We start from the raw sequence: 17,538 nt of genomic DNA on the forward strand, positions 1-17,538 counted from the left end.
GGAGAAGCTGTTCGAGGCGGAGGCCAACTGGAGCCGCCAACAGACCGGCTGCTGCGCGGGCTGCCCGGGCGCGCCGCCGGTCTGTTGGCGGCTCCAGTTGGCCTCCGCCTCGAACAGCTTCTCCAGCTCGCCGCGGTCCAGGAAGATGCCTCGGCACTCCCCGCACTGGTCGATGACGACGCCGCTGCGCTCGTACTGGCGCATTTCTCCGTGACACTTGGGACAGGTGAGGCTACTCATCGCCCGACGGTACCTGGTGGACCTATGCAGTTGCTGTGAGCGCCTCGGTGACTTCTTCGTCGGACACCTCGTGGAAATCGTCGTAGTAGACGCTGACCGCGCCGAAGTCCGCCGGGCGTTGCGCGCAGATGACCTGGTCGGCCTCGGCGGCGAGCAGCTCGTACGCCTCCTGCGCACCGACCGGGACCGCGACCACGACGCGGTGTGCCCCGAGCTGGCGGACGACCTCGACGGCGACGCGGGCGGTTGCACCGGTGGCGAGGCCATCGTCGACGATCACGGCCGTCCGCCCGGTGAGGTCCAGCTGTGGGCGGTCGCCCCGGTAGAGCCGTTCCCGGCGCTCCAGTTCGGCCTGCTCCCGATGGCGGACCTCGGCGATGTCGTCGCTGCTGAGTCGGCTGGCCACCGCGTCGTTGAGCACCTGGACACCGCCCGGCCCGAGTGCGCCGAAGGCGACCTCCCGGGCCCACGGCATGCCGAGCTTGCGGACGACCAGCACGTCCAGTGGTGCGCCGAGGCGTTCGGCGACGACCCGGGCGACCGGCACGCCGCCACGGACGAGGCCCAGGACGACGACGTCCGGTTCGCCGATGAGTGCGATGAGCCGTTCGGAGAGCACCCGGCCGGCGTCGGCCCGGTCGCGGTACGTGGTCATGCCTTCAGGTTTACGCCCTGACGCGCCGTTTCGCGCGGAAGTTACCCCGAAGTGGTCCGACCGGACCCCTCATCGGCAACCGCGGCGGTCGGTGTCTCGCCCGGGCGGTGCAGGGCGGGAGCCCAGGTCAGCAGGGCCAGCGGGTACAGCAGGTAGCCGAAGCGGGTCGAGGGCATCAGGGCGATGGCGGCGAGCAGCCCGTACCCGCAGATGAGCGCGGTGGCGACGGCAGTGCGGGGCGGGCGGCGGGCGAGCCGGACGGCGATGGCCACTCCGGCGGCGACCAGCAGCCCGGCGGCGATCAGCCGGCCGGCGGGTAGCGCGGTGGCGATCAGGTAGCCGGGGAACGGGGACTGTGCGGGGCTGGTGACCAGCCCGTGGCCGAGGGGAAAGCGCAGCACGTTCTCGGTGAGGGCGTCGCGGTCCACCAGCAGCGCCGGCAGTAGCGCGGCGATGGGCAGTCCGATGGCGCCGACGGCGACTCGGGTGCCGGCGCGTCGGGTCAGGCCCCAGACGATCAGGACCAGGGCCACCGGCCAGGCGAACAGCTTCAGCGCGCCGGCGAGCCCGACCGCGAGGCCGGCCCGGCCGGGTCGCTCGGCGGCGGCGAACGCGACGGCCAGCAGGCAGAGCGCGAGTACGGGTAGGTCGTCGCCGCCGGTGGCGAGGGTGAGGGCGCAGATCGGCAGTACGGTGGCGGCCTGCACGCCGCGCAGCAGGGCGGCGTCCCGCCGGTGGGTCGCGGCGGTGGTGGCCTGGCCGGTGGTGGCCTCGCCCGTGGTGGCTGGTGTTCTGCGCAGGGCGGCCACGGCCAGGGCGAGCGCCAGCGCGGTGCCCACCGCGAACCAGACCCGGGAGTCGGTCCACCAGGTGTCGAGCAGTGCTCTGGGCAGGCCGAACATCGCCATGCCGGGCTGGTACGGGGTGTAGCCCATCAGTTGCTCGCCCGGTGGCAGGGCGGCGATGGCGTCGGGTCCGAGGTATGGCGTGCCGTGTTCCAGGAGGCGGCTGCCGGCCTGCTCCACGACCAGTACCTCCTCCTGGGCCCGGTCGGTGCGCCCACCGGCCCGGTCGATGCTCTGCCAGGCCAGGGGCAGCAGTGTGGTGGTGGCCCAGGCGAGACCGGTGACCGCCCAGCGGGCTGGCAGACCGGTCAGCCGGGAGGTTGGAGAGCGTCGACGCAGCAGAAGTTGGGCGATCACCGTCAGCGTCGCGAGCAGGTAGCCGACGGCGGCGACCGCGCCCCAGGCGCGGTGCGGCAGCAGTGTGGACGTGACCGCGGTGATCGCGGCGAAGGCGGCCGACACGGCGTAGAGGCCCAGGTCGAGGGCGAGTCCGCCGGCGGCGTTGTCGAGCGTGCGCCAGTGCCAGCGACTGCGGTGGGCGGTCGGGTCGTCGACGATCACGCGCGACAGTCTGGCAGACCGGGCTGCCCGCGCAGCGGGGCGAGGCCTGCTCAGGCGGGCAGGTGTGGCAGGCGGTCGGGCTTGGAGCGGCCGGCCTGGCGGCGGTTCTGGCTCAACCGGATCACCGCCCCGGTGTCGTGCAGCGGCGCGGCGAGGGTGCCCGGTCGGCCGCCCGAGCCGCGCTGCATCGCCGCGAGGAGGGTGCCGGACGGCATCGGCCGGGCGAACAGATGCCCCTGGCCGGCGACGCAGCCCAACTCCCAGAGGGCCCGCCGCTGCGGCTCGCTCTCCACCCCCTCGGCCACCACGTCCAGGTCGAGGCTGCGACCCAGGTCGAGGGTGGAGCGGATGACGGCGGCGGCCTCCGCCGAGCTCTCCATCGTCGTCACGAAGCTCCGGTCGATCTTCAGCTCGTGAACCGGGATTCGGGAAAGCAGTGAGAGGGAGGAGTAGCCGGTGCCGAAGTCGTCCAACGCCAACCGGACTCCCTCGTCGCGTAGTCGGCTGAGCACCCGGTCGACCACGTCGAGTTGGCTGAGGGTCAGCGTCTCGGTCAGCTCCAGGACCAGCCGGTCCGGTGGTAGGTCGTGGGCGCGGAGGCGGGCCAGCACCGAGCCCGGGAACCGCGCGTCGAGCAGGCTGCGCGGGGACACGTTGACCGCGACCGGTACGTCGAAGCCGGCGTCGCGCCAACTCACCGCCGCGATCAGCGCCTGGTCGAGGATCGCTTCGGCGAAGGCCGGTAGCAGCCCGGACCGTTCCACCGCCTCCAGGAACCGCAGCGGGTCGATCAGGCCGTGGGTGGGGTGGTGCCAGCGGGCCAGCGCCTCAGCGCTGGTCACCTCACCGGTGCCCAGGTCGACGATCGGTTGGAAGTTGACGACGAACTCGTGGTCGGCGACCGCGCGCGGTAGGTCACCGCCGAGGGTGAGGCGACCGAGGTCGGCGGTGTCGCGGGTCGGGGCGTACGTGGAGATCCGCTGTCCGGCCCGCTTCGCCTGGTACATGGCGACGTCGGCGCGGCGCAGCAACTCGGCCATGCCGCCGTTGGACGGTGCGCCGGAGATCCCGCCGCTGGCTTCGACGCTGATTCGCATGCCGTCCAGATCGAACGGCTCGTGCAGGGCGGCGAGCAGAGTCTCGGCCCGGTGCGCGGCGACCGCCGGGGCCGGCAGACCGCGCATGAGTACGGCGAACTCGTCGCCGCCGAGGCGGGCCACCAGGTCGCTCGGCTGGGCCGCACCCCGCAACCGGTCGGCCACCTGCACCAGCACCTGATCGCCGGCAGCATGCCCGAGCGTGTCGTTGACCTCCTTGAAATGGTTGAGGTCGATCAGCACCAGCGCGGTCACCCCGTCGGCGTGGCGGGTGCTCAACTGTTCGGTGCCCTCGTCGAGGAGGTGCCGGCGGTTGGCCAGGCCGGTCAGCGCGTCGTGCGAGGCCGCGTACGCGTGCTCGTCGGCGACCCGGGCCAGCTCGGCGTACGCCTGGGCGTTGCGGACGGCCGTGCAGAGCGCGGAGGCGAAGGTGCGCAGGGTGTACTGCTCCCGCTCGGAGAGCTGCACCGGGCCGCGGAAGCGCAGCCGAAGCATGCCGACGTCGACCGTCCGGTCGTGGCCTTCCAGCGGTGCGGGGACGATAGTGCCGTCCACGTCGGTGGACGTGCCGGTCGAGCCGTCGAAGGTGATGCCGCCGGTGCCGCCGCGTACGGTGCGGCCGCCGTCGCGCAGCTCGATCTCGACCTCGTCGGCGGAGAACAACTCGGCGGCCTGGGTGACGGCGGTGGTGAGGACGTTGTCCAGGTCGACCACGTTGAGCGCGTCGGTGGTGCGGGCGAGCCGCTGCCACGCCTGCTGCTCGGTGCGGCCTCGGATGCGCGCGGAGTAGGCCAGGTGCAGGCTCAGGACCAGGGGTGGGACGGCGAGCAGGAGCCGTGGGTCCATCTGGAGGGTGAGCAGGGTCAGGGCCGCCACCACGAACCGGACCGCGTAGCCGGCCAGGCGAAGATCGAGGTTGCTGCGGAACTGAGTCGAAATCTTGGTGCCGGAGGCGAGCGCGATCACGGGGATCGCCAGGACCTCGTCGAGGAAGGCGGCGAGGAGGTACGCGACCGACAGGATCCCCACCAGCTGCGGGGCCTGCATGGCGGGCCAGGTCCAGCCGAGCAGTGCGAAGGCAATGCCTGCCCCGGCCGCGACGAGGATGTTCTTGCCGACGCCGAAGGCCAGCTTGATCGGTGGTAGCCGGGCCGAGGCGATGGTGATCCCGATGCAGGTGCAGAGCACCACCCATGGAACGGGGGCAATGGCAGCCGCGATGACGATCGCCGCCTCGCTCCAACTGATCAGGTGCACCGTGGACCGGACACGTACGCGCGTCTTGACGAACGCACCCAAGGCGATCATGGCGGTCAGCGTGACCAAGGTTGCTCCGTCGGGTGTCGGAGCCTCGGTCGCAGGGAAGGTCAGTCTCAAGGAGGCGAGCGCAACGAGCGTGGCAGCAACGACGAGGAGACCGACGATCAGCCGTAGCCGTCGATCGGTCCCGTCATCGCGTCGTTGTGAAGAGGCCACGCAACTCCTGGATTACCTCGCCTGTCGTGCCGCAACCATATCGCCGAGCGATGCAGAAGTCCTGCACCGATGTCAGCCCCACTCGTTTCCGCGCATTTCACCCACCCTCTCCTTCGTACGTTTGTCGGACTCCGTTGGAGCCGACTCTCTACGAATGGAGCTTAAATGGGGTTGGCCCTAGTTAGGGATGATAAATGTCGTTATCCTCAACATTAGTTAATCCTGTGCGTATAAGTGACATTCTGTTTGCGTTCCGGTGCGGAGAGCGCTGGGATGCTCGCCTGTTGCATCCGGTCCGTTGCGGAATGTCGTGAGCCGTGTCGACCGATTAGACCGCGCCCTCAGTGTGGGTGTTCGGGTGCCGCAACTCATCCGCCGATTCGGCCAACCGCTCGCCAGCTTCAGCCAGGAGTTCCACTCGTCGTGGGCGCAAGCGTTGACAGGTGAACGCGGGTGACGGTGGCACTGCCCCAGGGTACGGGCCGGTGCGGAATCCAGCAGTTGCGGCTTTCGTTCCTTCTTTCCGTGACGCGGCAAGGGTCGAGAACGCTAAGGGAACGGATGGTTCTTGCAATGTTCGCATTGCACTCGGCGACCCCGTCACAGTGGATGGCCGTGGAGCGCTCGCATCGACGGCTTGATTGGCGTCGGGCGTTCCAACCGGTGCCCGTAAGCTTCGTTGCGTGATCGGCTGAATACCCCGCTGGAGCAGGGGGACGGGTGGAGATTCAACTTCTGGGCGGCCTCTCAGTACGACTGCTCGCTGACAAGCTGTACCTGGGTACGCCCAAACAGCAAGCTGTCTTCGCGATGCTCGCGGTCCAACCCGGGCAACTGGTGACCCTGGACGACCTGGTCGACGAGCTGTGGCCAGACGGCCCGCCACGTTCCGCGGTGGCGAACGTACGGACCTACGCCGCCAATCTGCGCCGAACCTTCGAGACTTTCGAGTCTGGTCGGGGTGTCATCGTCAGGCAGCAGAGCGGCTACCGGCTCACAGTGGAGCCGGAAGCCGTCGACGTGTTTCGCTTCGAGATGGAACGCGTCGCCGGACGGGAAGCGCTGATGAACGGCCGCCTGTATCACGCCCTGGAACTGCTGGGACGCGCCGTCGGGCGATGGCATGGGTCGATGCTCGCCGGCATCCCGCTCGGACCGGTGCTCAGCGCACGCAGCGCGGCCGCCGAGGAGGAGCGGCTGCTGGCCGTGGAACTCCTCGCTGACGTACAGCTGAGATCGGGCCGGGACGATCTGGCGATCCCGCTGCTGCGGGACATCATCGTGCGGTACCCACTCCGGGAGCCCGCGTGCGTGCTTCTCATCCGGGCGCTGTACGAACGTGGCGACCACGCCGGCGCCGTCGCCACGTACGGTGAGGTCCGCGCCAGGTTGGCGGAGGAGCTTGGCATCACCCCGGGTGCCGAGCTTCAGGCTCTCCACCGCACGATCCTCACGGTGGCTGCGTCGCTCTCGAGAACCAGCACGGCAGCTCGTCCAGCTGGCCTGAGTGCGCCCACCGCCTCGAACGTGCCCGCCCCCGCAGCCGTGGTGGCCCCCGCGAAACCACCTGGGCCCAGGCCGGTGGATCACCTCCCCCGGGCGGTCACCGACTTCGTCGGTCGGGAGGACGTGGTGTCGGGGCTACTCGCGGAGACCTGCCGGGTCGAGGAGCGGGTGCCAGCCGTGCACATCATCGATGGCATGGCGGGTAGCGGCAAGACCACCCTCGCCGTGCACCTCGCCCGCCGGTTGTCCGCCCGGTACCCGGACGCCGCGCTCTTCATCGATCTGTGCGGGCATGGCGAGAAGAAGCCGGTGGAACCGGCGGCCGCCCTGGTCACTCTGTTGAGACAACTTGGGATCCCCGCCAACGAGGTGCCTGTCGACCTGAACGCCAGAGTGGAGTTGTGGCGACAGGAACTCGCTCACCGGAGGTCGGTGATAGTTCTCGACAACGCCGCGAACAGCGACCAGATAATGCCCCTGCTGCCGACCGAGCCGACCGCCGTCGCGCTGGTGACCTCGCGCCGGCGCCTGTCCCATCCGGATGTGGGGCCGTCGCAGACGTTGCCGGTCCTGAGCCCTCAGGAAAGTGTGGATCTCCTCGGACTGAGCGTCGGACATGACAGGGTCGAGGCCGAGCCGGCGGCCGCCGCCGACGTGGTCCGGTTGTGTGGGCACCTCCCCCTGGCGATTCGGCTGGCCGGCGCGAGACTCGCCCATCGTCGCGGTTGGCGGTTGGCCGAAATGGCCGAACAGATGGCTGGCGACCCCCTGGTGCTGCACCACCTGGCGCAGGAGGCGAGCACCGTCACCGGCGCCTTTGCCGCCTCCTACGAACCGCTCCCGGACTCGACCAAGCGTGTCTTTCGCTTCCTTGGCCTGTATCCCGGTAACCGCTTCAGCACGGCGGCGGTCGCCGCACTGACCGGACTGACCATCGCGGAAGCGCACGAGGCGCTCGACGACCTCGTCGACAGCAACCTGGTGGAGGACCTGGACTCGACGCGATACCGATTACACGACCTCATGCGCCAGTACTCCGTGGAGCTGTGCACCCGTACCGACTCCGCGAGTGACCGAAGGCTCGGGCTGGCCCAACTGTTGGACTTCACTCTGGATGCGGCGCTGACGGCCGCCGAGACGCTGGAGCCCGGCGTGATGAAGTTCCGCGTCCCGCACCGTCCCTACGGACGACCCGAATTGGTAAAGGGCATCGGTGAGCCCACCGCCGACTGGTTGGAGGCCGAGCGGACCGACCTGGTGACGATGGTGTTGTCCGCGGTCGACTCGGGCTTCTACGAGTACTCCTGGCGGCTGGCCCGTGCAATCTGGCGGTTCTGCTACATCCGTGGGTACTTCGAGGACATCCTGGTGACCCACCGTCACGCGCTGACCGCCGCAGAGGCGACCGGGGACATCTATGCGATGGCGTTGATGAACAACTATCTCGCCTCCGGCTACGTGCGGACCGGTGACATCCGGCAATCGCTCGACTACCTGACCCGCGCGGTCGCCCTCTCCAGGGAGTCGGGGGACGTGGTGAGCACAGCTCGGTACCGCGCGAATCTCGCGGCCGTCTACTGGTGGGGTGGCAACCTGACCGAATCGGTGACCGTCGGTTTCGAGTGCCTGCGCGACTACAAGGGGTACGGCGCCGGCAGGGCGCCGATGGTCCTACCGAACCTTGGCATGGCACTGATGATGCTCGGACGCTACGAGGAGGCGCTGCGCCTGCACCGCCTGCACCTCGCCTGGGCCCGCACGAACTCCGAGGACTTTCACCTGCTCAACGCGCTGAGCCACATCGGGGGAGTGCGCGTCCGGATGGGTGAGCTGCCACAGGCAATCCGGATCCTCATGGCCTCCTTGGCCCTGCGCGATCGCACCGGCCACCGGTACGCCGAGGCTGAGGTGCGCAACGACCTCGGTATCGCCTATCGCGGTCTCGGCCGTCTGGTCGAGGCCCAGCAGCAACACGAGGCGGCCCGAGCGTTGTCGATCACCTCGGGAGAACGACACGTCGAGGCTGCCGCGCTGAACGAACTCGGCCGCACCCTGCTGGCGCAGGGGCGAGGCGGCGAGGCCGTCGAGATGCACCAGGCCGCCCTGCGGCTGGCCACTCGGATCTCGCACCCGTACGAGCAGGGGCGTGCCCTGGCCGGCCTGGCCGAGTGCTTCGCCCGCGCCGATCCGGCCGAGGCCAGACGGCACTGGGAGCGGGCGTTGGCGATCTTCCGACGGATGGGTGTGCCGGAGCGCTTCGAGGCCGAACGTCGCCTCGCCGAGTTGACTGGCGCGACAGTGGTCGCAAAGCGCTGACCAGTCTGAACGGCGCTTATCGATTTCTTATCGACAGTCCCGGTAGCTTTACCGCCGTATCGGCGAACGGGGGAGGTTCTGCCTCTGGGCAGAACCGGGTCGTCGACACGCGCCCGCTGCCGGGTCCCCCCAGCGACCTCGGCGGCGGGTTGGTGAGGGAGGAGCGGCGTCGGGGCCGTTGCGCCGTCAGCACCCGGCGCGTCGTCAGCGTGGCGTCGCTCCTTCCGACCGCCGTCGTACCGCACCGATAGGCTCACGACCGTGACCGAACCCGCGCAGCTCAGCCACGTCGATCGCGCCGGCGCGGCCCGCATGGTCGATGTCTCCGCCAAGGCGGTGACGGGTCGGTTGGCCGTCGCGGCCGGCCGTTTGCGGACCACGCCCGAGGTCATCGACCTGTTGCACCGCGACGGGCTGCCCAAGGGTGACGCGTTGGCCGTCGGGCGGCTCGCCGGGATCATGGGGGCAAAGCGCACTCCTGATCTGATCCCGCTCTGCCACCCGATCGCCCTGCACGGTGTCACCGTCGACCTGCGGCTGACCGCCGACACCGTGGAGATCACGGCCACTGCCCGCACGGCGGACCGGACGGGCGTGGAGATGGAGGCACTGACGGCTGTTGCTGTCGCCGGTCTCGCCCTGGTCGACATGGTCAAGGCGGTCGACCCGGCGGCCTCGGTGGAGGCGATCCGGGTGCTGCGCAAGGAGGGCGGCAAGACCGGCGAGTGGGTTCGGCCGGAGGACCGGCCGTGATCCGGGCCCGGGTGATCGTCGCTTCCAATCGGGCCGCGGCCGGTGTCTACGCGGACACCAGCGGGCCGCTGCTCGTCGCCGGCCTACGTGAGCTGGGCTGTCAGGTCGACGACCCGGTGGTGGTGCCCGACGGTGAGCCGGTCGGCGACGCTCTGCGGGCCGCCCACGCCGACGGTGTCGAGGTGGTGCTGACCAGCGGTGGCACCGGGGTGACCCCGACGGATCGGACCCCGGATGTGACCCGGGGCCTGCTGGATTACGAGATCCCCGGCATCGCCGAGGCGATCCGTGCGCACAGTCGTGACGGCGTGCCGACGTCGGTGCTGTCCCGGGGCCTGGCCGGGGTCGCCGGTCGCATGCTGGTGGTCAACCTGCCCGGCTCGACCGGCGGTGCCCGCGATGGCCTGGCCGTTCTCGGGCCGATCCTCGGCCACACCGTCGACCAGCTCCGCGGCGGGGACCACTGACCGCTTCGCCACGGCTGCCACTGACCGCTTCGTGGTGGCGACCGGTGACCGGCGCGCGCCAGGCCCCGACGGCTGTCGGTCCGTGCCGATAGGCTCGGTCGGTGAGCACGGAAACCGCACCCACCGCGGATCGGGTCACCGCACCACCGCCAGCCGGGTGGGAAGAAGCCCGTTCGCGGGTCTATGCGGTCGGTCTGGCCGCCGCGCTGCCCGCCGCCGCCCGACCACTTGTCGACACCGACGGGTCGACCCTGGCCGAGCCGTTGACCACCCGCACCGACCTGCCGGCGTTCCCGACCTCCAGCGTGGATGGCTGGGCGGTGCGCGGCAGTGGGCCGTGGCGCGTCGTCGGCCGGGTCCTGGCCGGCAGCACCCCCACGCCGCTCACCGAGGACGACACCACAGTCGAGATCGCGACCGGCGCGATGGTGCCCGAGGGCGCCACCGCCGTGCTCCGCGTCGAGGAGTCAGCCGCATCCACCACCGGCCTGATCAGCGGCACTCCCCGGGAGACGCCCGAGTGGCGCAACCCCGGCGAGGAGGCGTACGCCGATGAGGAGTTGCTGCCGGCCGGCACGCCGGTCGACCCGGCGGTGATCGGTCTGGCCGCCGCCTGCGGGCACGACACGCTGCGGGTCCGGCGGGCGCCGCGCGCCGCGCTGCTGGTCTTCGGCGACGAACTGCTGACGGTGGGCCCGCCCGCGGCCGGTCGCATCCGCGACGCGCTGGGCCCCGCGGTGCCGTCCTGGCTGCGGCGGTACGGCTGCCAGGTCCGCCCATCCGACGTGGTCGGCCCGGTGGCCGACACGCTGCCCGCGCACGTGGCGGCCCTACGTTCGGCGCTCGGCCACGCAGATCTGGTCTGCACCACCGGCGGCACGATGAACGGCCCGGTCGACCACCTGCACCCGACCCTGGAGGCGCTCGGCGCCGACTACGTGGTCAACACGGTGGCGGTCCGCCCGGGCTTCCCGATGCTGCTGGCCCGGCTGACCGGCCCCGACGGGCGAGCCCGGTTCGTGGCCGGGCTGCCGGGCAACCCGCAGTCGGCCATCGTGGCGCTGGTGTCGCTCGTCGCCCCGCTGCTCGCCGGCCTCCAGGGCCGGTCGATGCCGGTGCTGCCGCAGGTCACGTTGGCCGAGGCGGTGCCCGGTCGCGGCGACCACACCCACCTGGCCTTGGTCCGACTGGACCGGTCCGCCGGCGTCGCGTTCCCGGTCCGTCACGTCGGTTCGGCGATGCTGCGGGGTCTGGCCGGCGCGGACGGGTTCGCTGTCATCCGACCAGGCACCAGCGGTGAGCCGGGCGACCGGGTGCCGATCGTGCCACTGCCGTTGTTTCCCGGGGAGCGTGCATCGTGACCGCACCAGCGATCACCTTCGGCGAGGTCACCGACCAGCCGCTTGATCTCGCCACGCACGAGGCGGCGGTCGCCGACCGCCGGGCCGGCGCCGTGGTGTCGTTCCAGGGCGTGGTCCGCGACCACGACCACGGCCGCCAGGTCACCAGCCTGGAGTACGAGGGGCACCCGAGCGCCGCACAGGTGCTGCGCGAGGTGGCCGCCGAGATCGCCGCGGAGCCCGACGTCTACGCGGTGGCGGTCTCGCACCGGGTCGGCCCCCTGGTGATCGGTGACGTGGCGCTGGTCGCGGCGGTGAGCACCGCGCACCGGGCGGCGGCCTTCGCGGCCTGCGCCCGACTGGTCGACGAGGTCAAGGCGCGACTGCCGATCTGGAAGCGGCAGGTCTTCACCGACGGCACCGAGGAATGGGTCAACTGCCCCTGACCACTCAGCGGCGGCCGTTGACCACCACGGCCCGGGCGAGCCGGTCGCCGTAGAACGCCGGCTCCGCGCCTGGCCGCCAGGGCAGCGCGGCGACCAGGACGATCAGCGCGAGCGCGAGCGAGTTCTCCATCAGTGCCCCGAACAGGCCGTCCTGGTAGTGCGACATCTCCGGCAGTTGGTGTTCGTACGGCCAGATCGGCGAGATCAGGAAGAGCAGGTAGAGCCCGATCGCGGCGAAGCCGTGGCGGAGCCCGGTCAGCGTCGGGTACCAGATCGGCGGGCGGAGCCCGTTGACCCCGGGCAGACCGCCGAAGACCGGCCCCTGGCCGGAGCGCTGCGGCATCCCCCGGCTCGCCTCGCGGCGACGCACGGCGGCGTCGGCCAGCACGATGATCGCCGGGATCACCCAGACCAGGTGGTGCGTCCAGGAGATCGGGCTGATCACGTTCGCGGTGAGACCGACCAACGTGAAGGCGGTCAGCTCGTCACCGTCGGCGCGGGAACTGGCCGCCCGGGACAGGCCCAGCGCCAGGACCAGCACCGAGAAGGCGAGCCAGAGCAGCCCCGGAGTCTCGATCGAGTCGTACAGCCGGGCGAGCAGGCCGGCGAGGGACTGGTTGGGCGTCATGTCCGCCGCGCCGACCCGTTCGGTCTGCCACAGCACGCTGCCGAAGTAGGTCCGCGACTCGTCACCGACGATCGCGAAGGTCCCCAACGTCACGCCGATCGTGGTGCCGATGGCGGTGGCCGCCACCCGCCACTGACGGGTGATCAGCAGGTAGGCGATGAACAACGCCGGGGTGAGCTTGACCGCGGTGGCGAGGCCGATACCGGCCCCCGCCCAGGCTCCGCCGTAGATGAAGCGCAGCAGCGGGCCGTCGGTGGCGGCGTAGTGGGTGCCCCGGCGGGACCGCCAGCGAAGACCGATCAGGTCAGCCATGATCAGGGCGAACAGCAGGATGTTGACCTGGCCGTAGCCGAGCGTCTCCCGACCGGGCTCGATGGCGACCGCGAGCGGCACCGCGAGGGCCACCGTGAACCACAGTGGCCACCCCAGTCGGTCCACGATGGGTCGGAGCAGCCCGGCCAGCACCAGCGCCAGGGCGGCGATGCTGGCGGCGGCGTTGACCAGGCCGGCCGCACCGATCGGCAGCTGCGCCATCGGCAGCATGACCAGCCCGGCGAAGGGCGGATAGGTGAACCCGAGTGTGGTTTCGGGCGCGATGAACTCGTAGAGCTCGTGACCGCTCGCCCACCACACCACGGCACCGTGGTAGATCTTCATGTCGAAGAAGTTGTACGGCCGCCCGAAGGTGCCGATGGCAAGCCATGCGGCATAGGCGACGGCGGCCACGATGGCGCCCCGTACGACGTTCCTGCGATCGATCCCGCGCGTCACGCGGTCGATCCCGCGTGTCACACGTTGGATTGGGGCGAGGCGGTCCGCCCGTCTACCGACATCCGTCGGCATGGCGTGGCCACCCCCGTACCAAGGTCGTCCTACCCGTCCAGGTCCTGCACGGAGCCTAGAACGGCGCCTCACGTCAGTGCCTCCCGCGTTATGCGACCGTGTCCGATCCCACACATGTTTTTGACATTTCCACCGCGTTAACGCCTACCGGGTGGTTCAGGTAATTCGTGGCCTTAGCGAAGGGTGGGGGTGAGACGGAGACGGATCGACGCAGGTCAGCCGGGGAGTCGACGTGCGGTGGACGCGGAGCGGACGGCGATTCGGGCCTCGCGGCGGGCGGTCCGGACCGCGCGTTGCATGGAACGTCGAGAGTGGCCGATGCGATGGCCCGTCCGCCACCGCAGGCCCGGCTTGCCGCCGGTGTCCGCAGCGGCGAGCAGCAGACCGCCGAGGAGCCCGAGGTTCTTCAGGACATGAATCTGGTTGTTGTTCTTGGCGATCGGGTCGTCGTTGTTCCAGAAGGGATGTCCGGCGATGGTCACCGGGACCAGCGTGCCGGCCAGAACCAGCGCCGCCGGTCGGCTGAACCGGCCGGTGGCCAGCATCAGACCGGCGCTGACCTGCACGGCCGCGTTGAGCCGGATCAACGTCTCGGTCTCGGTGGGGAAGCTCGGGTGTGCCTTCTTGAGCACTGGCGCGACCTTGTCGGTCACTGGTTTGGCGGCCACCGCGAGCCGGCCGGGGTCGCGCAAGTTGCGATACCCGCTGACCACGAAGATGCCGCTCAGCATGGCGCGGGCGAGGGAGCGTACGGGCGTCATGGATCAGTCATACCCCGTCGCGACGTTTGCTACCCCGTCAACCGCAGGATCGGATTGGTGTTCGTACACGTACGCCACGCCGAATCGAGCGACCGTCACGGATGGACGGGCGCTGGCGGGTAACGTCGCGCGGGTGACCACGCTGCGGCTACGCCCCGAGGACCCGGCCGACGCCGGCCCGGTCCGCCGCGTACTGGCCGCCGCCTTCGCCCGCCCGGACGTGGCGACGCCGCCGGAGGTCAGCCTGGTCGACGAGCTACGCGACACCACCGCCTGGTTGCCGGAGTTGGCCATGGTCGCCGAGTACGGCGGTGAGGTGGTCGGCTACGCGCTGCTCACCAGGGTGCGGCTGCGGCCGGAGCGGGGCTCGGACGTGCCCGTTCTGGCCCTCGGCCCGGTGGCGGTCGCCCCGCACCGACAGCGTGTCGGGCACGGCACGGCGGTCGTGCAGGCCGCCCTGGACGCCTCCACCGAGTTGGGCGAGCGGCTCGTGGTCGTCCTCGGTGCCCCGGTCTTCTACCGCCGGTTCGGGTTCGGCCCGGCGAGTGAGCTGGGCCTGACCGGGCCGTGGGCCGGCCTCGGTGAACCCTGGCAGTCGCTGGTGCTGCCGCCGTCCACCAGCGAGGAGGGCCCCCCGCCTCGCGGTGAGGTGCTCTTTCCGGCGCCCTGGTCGAAGGTCTGACCGGGTCGACGTGATCGTTGCAGGTCAGGCCGGCTGCGTCCGCAGGTACCGGCCGAAGTGGGGGACGGTGAAGGCGACAGTGCCCCGCTCGCCGGAGTAGATCAGCCCCTTCTTGATCAGCGCGTCCCGGGCCGGGGACAGACTGGCCGGCTTGCGGCCGAGGGCACGGGCGATCTCCGCGGTGGGCACCGCGGCGTCCATGTCGTCGCGGACCACCGAGCCGGGCTCGCCCTCGACCGCGGACATCATGGCCATCGCCCGCATGTACTCGCGCTCGGCGGGAGTGGCCCGTTCGAACCGGGAACCGAAGAACCCGACCGCCAACTCGGCCTCCGCCTCGGGCGCGGCGACCCGCACATCGGCGGCGGTGATCGGCGAGTGTGGCGCGTGGTCCCAGGTGGCCTTGCCGTACGCCTGGACGAAGTAGGGATAGCCGCCGGACTTCTCGTAGAGCAGGTCGAGTGCCTTCTGCTCGTACTCGACCTCCTCGCGCTCGGCGGGCGCGCAGAGCGCCCGGTCGGCGGCGATCCGGTCGAGCCGGTCGATGCGCTGATAGCGGAACAACCGTTCGGAGTACGACTTGGCGGCGCTGAGCACGGCCGGCAGGTGCGGTAGGCCGGCGCCGACGACGATCAGCGGCGCGCCGAGCTGGGACAGCTCGTGGCAGGCGGCGCAGAGCGCCGACACGTCCTCCGGGCCGAGATCCTGCATCTCGTCGATGAAGATGGCGATGCCGGTGCCGACGTCGCTGGCCACGGCGGCGGCGTCACTGAACAGTTCGACCAGGTCGATCTCGATGTCGCCGGAGTCGGCCCGACCGCTGGCGGCCGGCACGTCGATGCCGGGCTGCCACCGGTCGCGCAGCTTGGTGGCGGCACCGGCCCGGCCGGTCGGGTTGGAACGCTGGGCGAACGCCTTGAGGACGCCGAGGAACGCGTCGATCCGGTCCGGTGCGCGGTGGCGGGGGGCGAGCTCCCGGACCGCCATGTGCAGCGCGGCAGCGACCGGTCTGCGCAACGACTGGTCCGGTCGAGCCTCGATCTTGCCGCTGCCCCAGAGCCGGTTGATCGCCTGCGACCGGAGCGTGTTGAGCAGAACCGTCTTGCCGACGCCACGCAGCCCGGTGAGCATCAGACTGCGCTCGGGTCGGCCCCGGGCGATGCGCTCGAGCACGATGTCGAAGACGTCCAGCTCTCGCCCCCGCCCGGCGAGTTCGGGCGGACGCTGACCGGCGCCCGGCGCGTACGGGTTGCGGACCGGATCCACGCATCGCAGATTATCGGGCCATCTAGCTGCGAGGCTAGACATGGATAGATGGGGCTACCGGCGTGTCGAGACCGTCGAGCACAAACTAGGGCTGTCTAGCGTGGACGCTAGACAGCCCTAGTTTTGGCAATCGGGCCACTGATCAGCTAGCGCTCCTTCAGACAGAGCACGTAGTCGAAGAGGTCGACCGAGTTGTCGTGCACGTAGTTCGCGGTCGCCTGTGGCGCGAGCGTCTCGCACCGGTCGCCGTCGGTGGTCGCCGGAATTCGCAGCAGCACCTGATAGGTGTTCGGGCCGCAGGGCACCTTGCGGAGTTCCGCATCGGTCTCACTGCCGTCGTTCACCACGCAGTCACCTCTGGCGAACTCCTCGTCCGGAGTCGGGGCGGCCGACGTCGGGGCGTCGCTGGGCAGCGCGGGTGGAACGCCCGGGGCGCTCGTCGACGGGGTACGCGCCGCGTCACTGCCAGCGTCGGCCACCTTCCAGACCGCCCATCCGGCCAGGCCGAGGCACGGACAGAGCACGAGCAGCACCACCACCGTGATGATGAGAGCGACGTTGCGGCCGGTCTTCTTCGCCGGCTCGACGGGCGGCATCCCGTAGCCGCCGGCGGGCTGCTGACCCCACGGCGCGGGTGGCTGACCCGGTATCGGTCCGGCCGGCTGACCGGGCATCGGGCCCGCCGGTGGGTACGGCCCGGCCGGTGGGAACGGCCCGGGCGGTGGGTAGCCCGGGCCCGAGGTGGGCGGCGGCGCCCACATCGGCGTGGTCGGCGGCTCCGGGTTGGTGGGCGGCGGCGCCCACATGGGTGCCGTCGGTGGCTCCGCGCCGGTCGGTGGCGGACCCCACTGCTGCCGGGTCGGGTCGTCGGCAGGCGGCGGGGTGCTCCGCTGGGGCACTGTCGGGTCGACCGGTGGTGAGCTGTCAGGCCCACTGGGTGGGCGCTGGTACGGATCGTCCGGCTGATCGGAACCCGCAGGTCCGTAGGTCGTCATGTCATCCCCGGGGGTGGGTGGTCTCAGCGTTGCTTGAGGCAGAGGACGAAGTCGAGAGTGTCCAGCTCACTGTCGAAGAAATACCAGTTGGTGTAGCCCTCGACCTTGCCGCACTTGGCCTCGGCGTCCCGCTCGCCGCTGGTCGGACCGTCGATCCGGCTCAGCACCTCGTACGACTTCGCGGTGCAGCCGCTGATCAGCAGCTTCGGCTTGCCGCCGGCGGTGCCGTCGTTGCGGACGCACTGGCCGACCTTCGCGAACCGGGGATCGGCCGACGACTCCGGCGCGGCCGCGCTCGGCGCGGGCTCAACCGCGCCCGCGCTGGGCTCACCGGCAACCGCCGAGCTGCTCGGCGCGGCTGCTGGCGCCGGGTCGCTCTGCCCACGGCGGAACCAGAACGTGCCGGCGACGGCCACCACCAGCAACACGACGGCCAGTACCGCGATCAACGGCCCCCGACCGCGCCGGCTCGGTGCCGGATCCTCGCCGTACGGGTCGTCGGGCCGGTACGGCTGCCCGCCGTACGGCGGGATCGGTGGGGTCGGCTGGTACGAGCCGCCGTAGGGCGTGCGGGGCTCGTGGCCGTAGGGCGTGTCCGTCCCGCCACCATAGGGCGGGTTGGGCTGTTTCTTATACACATCTGACGCTGCCGACGAACACT

General features: G+C 70.8%; 15 protein-coding genes. 6 read left to right on the forward strand and 9 right to left on the reverse strand.

Annotation, left to right across the window (positions count from 1 at the left end; all coding sequences use genetic code 11):
* The 4 genes from DLJ58_RS28040 to DLJ58_RS28055 all read right to left on the reverse strand — a co-directional run.
* A partial coding sequence (locus DLJ58_RS28040) for a TFIIB-type zinc ribbon-containing protein (RefSeq protein WP_167493747.1) occupies positions 1-240 on the reverse strand: 240 nt, incomplete at its 3' end.
* Positions 241-262: 22 nt separating this feature from the next.
* A complete protein-coding gene (locus DLJ58_RS28045) occupies positions 263-895 on the reverse strand; it encodes a phosphoribosyltransferase (RefSeq protein ID WP_124860762.1) in 633 nt (210 codons plus the stop codon).
* 41 nt (positions 896-936) lie between these two features.
* Positions 937-2,301, reverse strand: coding sequence for a glycosyltransferase family 87 protein (locus tag DLJ58_RS28050; protein WP_124860764.1), 1,365 nt, complete (start codon positions 2,299-2,301; stop codon positions 937-939).
* Positions 2,302-2,351: 50 nt separating this feature from the next.
* Positions 2,352-4,874, reverse strand: a complete 2,523-nt coding sequence (locus DLJ58_RS28055; RefSeq protein ID WP_167493748.1) for a putative bifunctional diguanylate cyclase/phosphodiesterase — start codon at positions 4,872-4,874, stop codon at positions 2,352-2,354.
* Between the two features lie 720 nt (positions 4,875-5,594).
* On the opposite strand from DLJ58_RS28055, the gene DLJ58_RS28060 reads away from it, so the two are divergent.
* The 5 genes from DLJ58_RS28060 (at position 5,595) to DLJ58_RS28080 (ending at position 11,702) form a co-directional block, all read left to right on the forward strand.
* On the forward strand, positions 5,595-8,696 hold the full coding sequence (locus DLJ58_RS28060) for an AfsR/SARP family transcriptional regulator (RefSeq protein ID WP_124860768.1): 3,102 nt from the start codon (positions 5,595-5,597) through the stop codon (positions 8,694-8,696).
* Positions 8,697-8,957: 261 nt separating this feature from the next.
* Positions 8,958-9,449, forward strand: coding sequence for a cyclic pyranopterin monophosphate synthase MoaC (gene moaC / locus DLJ58_RS28065; protein ID WP_124860770.1), 492 nt, complete (start codon positions 8,958-8,960; stop codon positions 9,447-9,449).
* Positions 9,446-9,916 carry a MogA/MoaB family molybdenum cofactor biosynthesis protein gene (locus DLJ58_RS28070; RefSeq protein ID WP_124860772.1) on the forward strand — a complete coding sequence of 157 codons (471 nt, stop codon included), beginning with the start codon at positions 9,446-9,448 and terminating at the stop codon, positions 9,914-9,916. Before moaC ends, DLJ58_RS28070 begins: the two co-directional genes overlap by 4 nt.
* Before the next feature lie 101 nt (positions 9,917-10,017).
* Entirely contained in the window at positions 10,018-11,277 is a 1,260-nt protein-coding gene (locus DLJ58_RS28075; protein ID WP_124860774.1) for a molybdopterin molybdotransferase MoeA, read from the forward strand.
* Entirely contained in the window at positions 11,274-11,702 is a 429-nt protein-coding gene (locus DLJ58_RS28080; RefSeq protein ID WP_091396665.1) for a molybdenum cofactor biosynthesis protein MoaE, read from the forward strand. Before DLJ58_RS28075 ends, DLJ58_RS28080 begins: the two co-directional genes overlap by 4 nt.
* A gap of 4 nt (positions 11,703-11,706) precedes the next feature.
* Here the strand turns inward: DLJ58_RS28080 and DLJ58_RS28085 are convergent, their stop codons facing one another.
* Both DLJ58_RS28085 and DLJ58_RS28090 read right to left on the reverse strand, forming a co-directional pair.
* Complete coding sequence (locus DLJ58_RS28085; RefSeq protein ID WP_091396668.1) at positions 11,707-13,173, reverse strand: glycosyltransferase 87 family protein; 1,467 nt, start codon at positions 13,171-13,173, stop codon at positions 11,707-11,709.
* A 215-nt stretch (positions 13,174-13,388) separates the two neighbouring features.
* A complete protein-coding gene (locus DLJ58_RS28090; protein WP_112583895.1) occupies positions 13,389-13,934 on the reverse strand; it encodes a DoxX family protein in 546 nt (181 codons plus the stop codon).
* Between the two features lie 133 nt (positions 13,935-14,067).
* Between DLJ58_RS28090 and DLJ58_RS28095 the strand changes: the two genes are divergently transcribed.
* Positions 14,068-14,616: a GNAT family N-acetyltransferase gene (locus DLJ58_RS28095; RefSeq protein WP_124860776.1), complete on the forward strand. Its 549-nt coding sequence runs from the start codon at positions 14,068-14,070 to the stop codon at positions 14,614-14,616.
* Positions 14,617-14,640: 24 nt separating this feature from the next.
* On the opposite strand, the gene DLJ58_RS28100 is transcribed toward DLJ58_RS28095, so the two are convergent.
* The 3 genes from DLJ58_RS28100 to DLJ58_RS28110 form a co-directional block, all read right to left on the reverse strand.
* A complete protein-coding gene (locus DLJ58_RS28100; RefSeq protein WP_124860778.1) occupies positions 14,641-15,882 on the reverse strand; it encodes an ATP-binding protein in 1,242 nt (413 codons plus the stop codon).
* A gap of 146 nt (positions 15,883-16,028) precedes the next feature.
* Positions 16,029-16,478, reverse strand: coding sequence for an LppU/SCO3897 family protein (locus DLJ58_RS35085; protein ID WP_124860780.1), 450 nt, complete (start codon positions 16,476-16,478; stop codon positions 16,029-16,031).
* Between the two features lie 422 nt (positions 16,479-16,900).
* The gene (locus DLJ58_RS28110; RefSeq protein ID WP_124860782.1) at positions 16,901-17,410 is read right to left on the reverse strand and encodes an LppU/SCO3897 family protein; all 510 of its coding nucleotides are present in this window, start codon (positions 17,408-17,410) and stop codon (positions 16,901-16,903) included.
* Positions 17,411-17,538 lie beyond the last annotated feature (128 nt).

The sequence above is a fragment of the Micromonospora arida genome, from assembly GCF_003857035.1.
Lineage (GTDB): Bacteria > Actinomycetota > Actinomycetes > Mycobacteriales > Micromonosporaceae > Micromonospora > Micromonospora arida.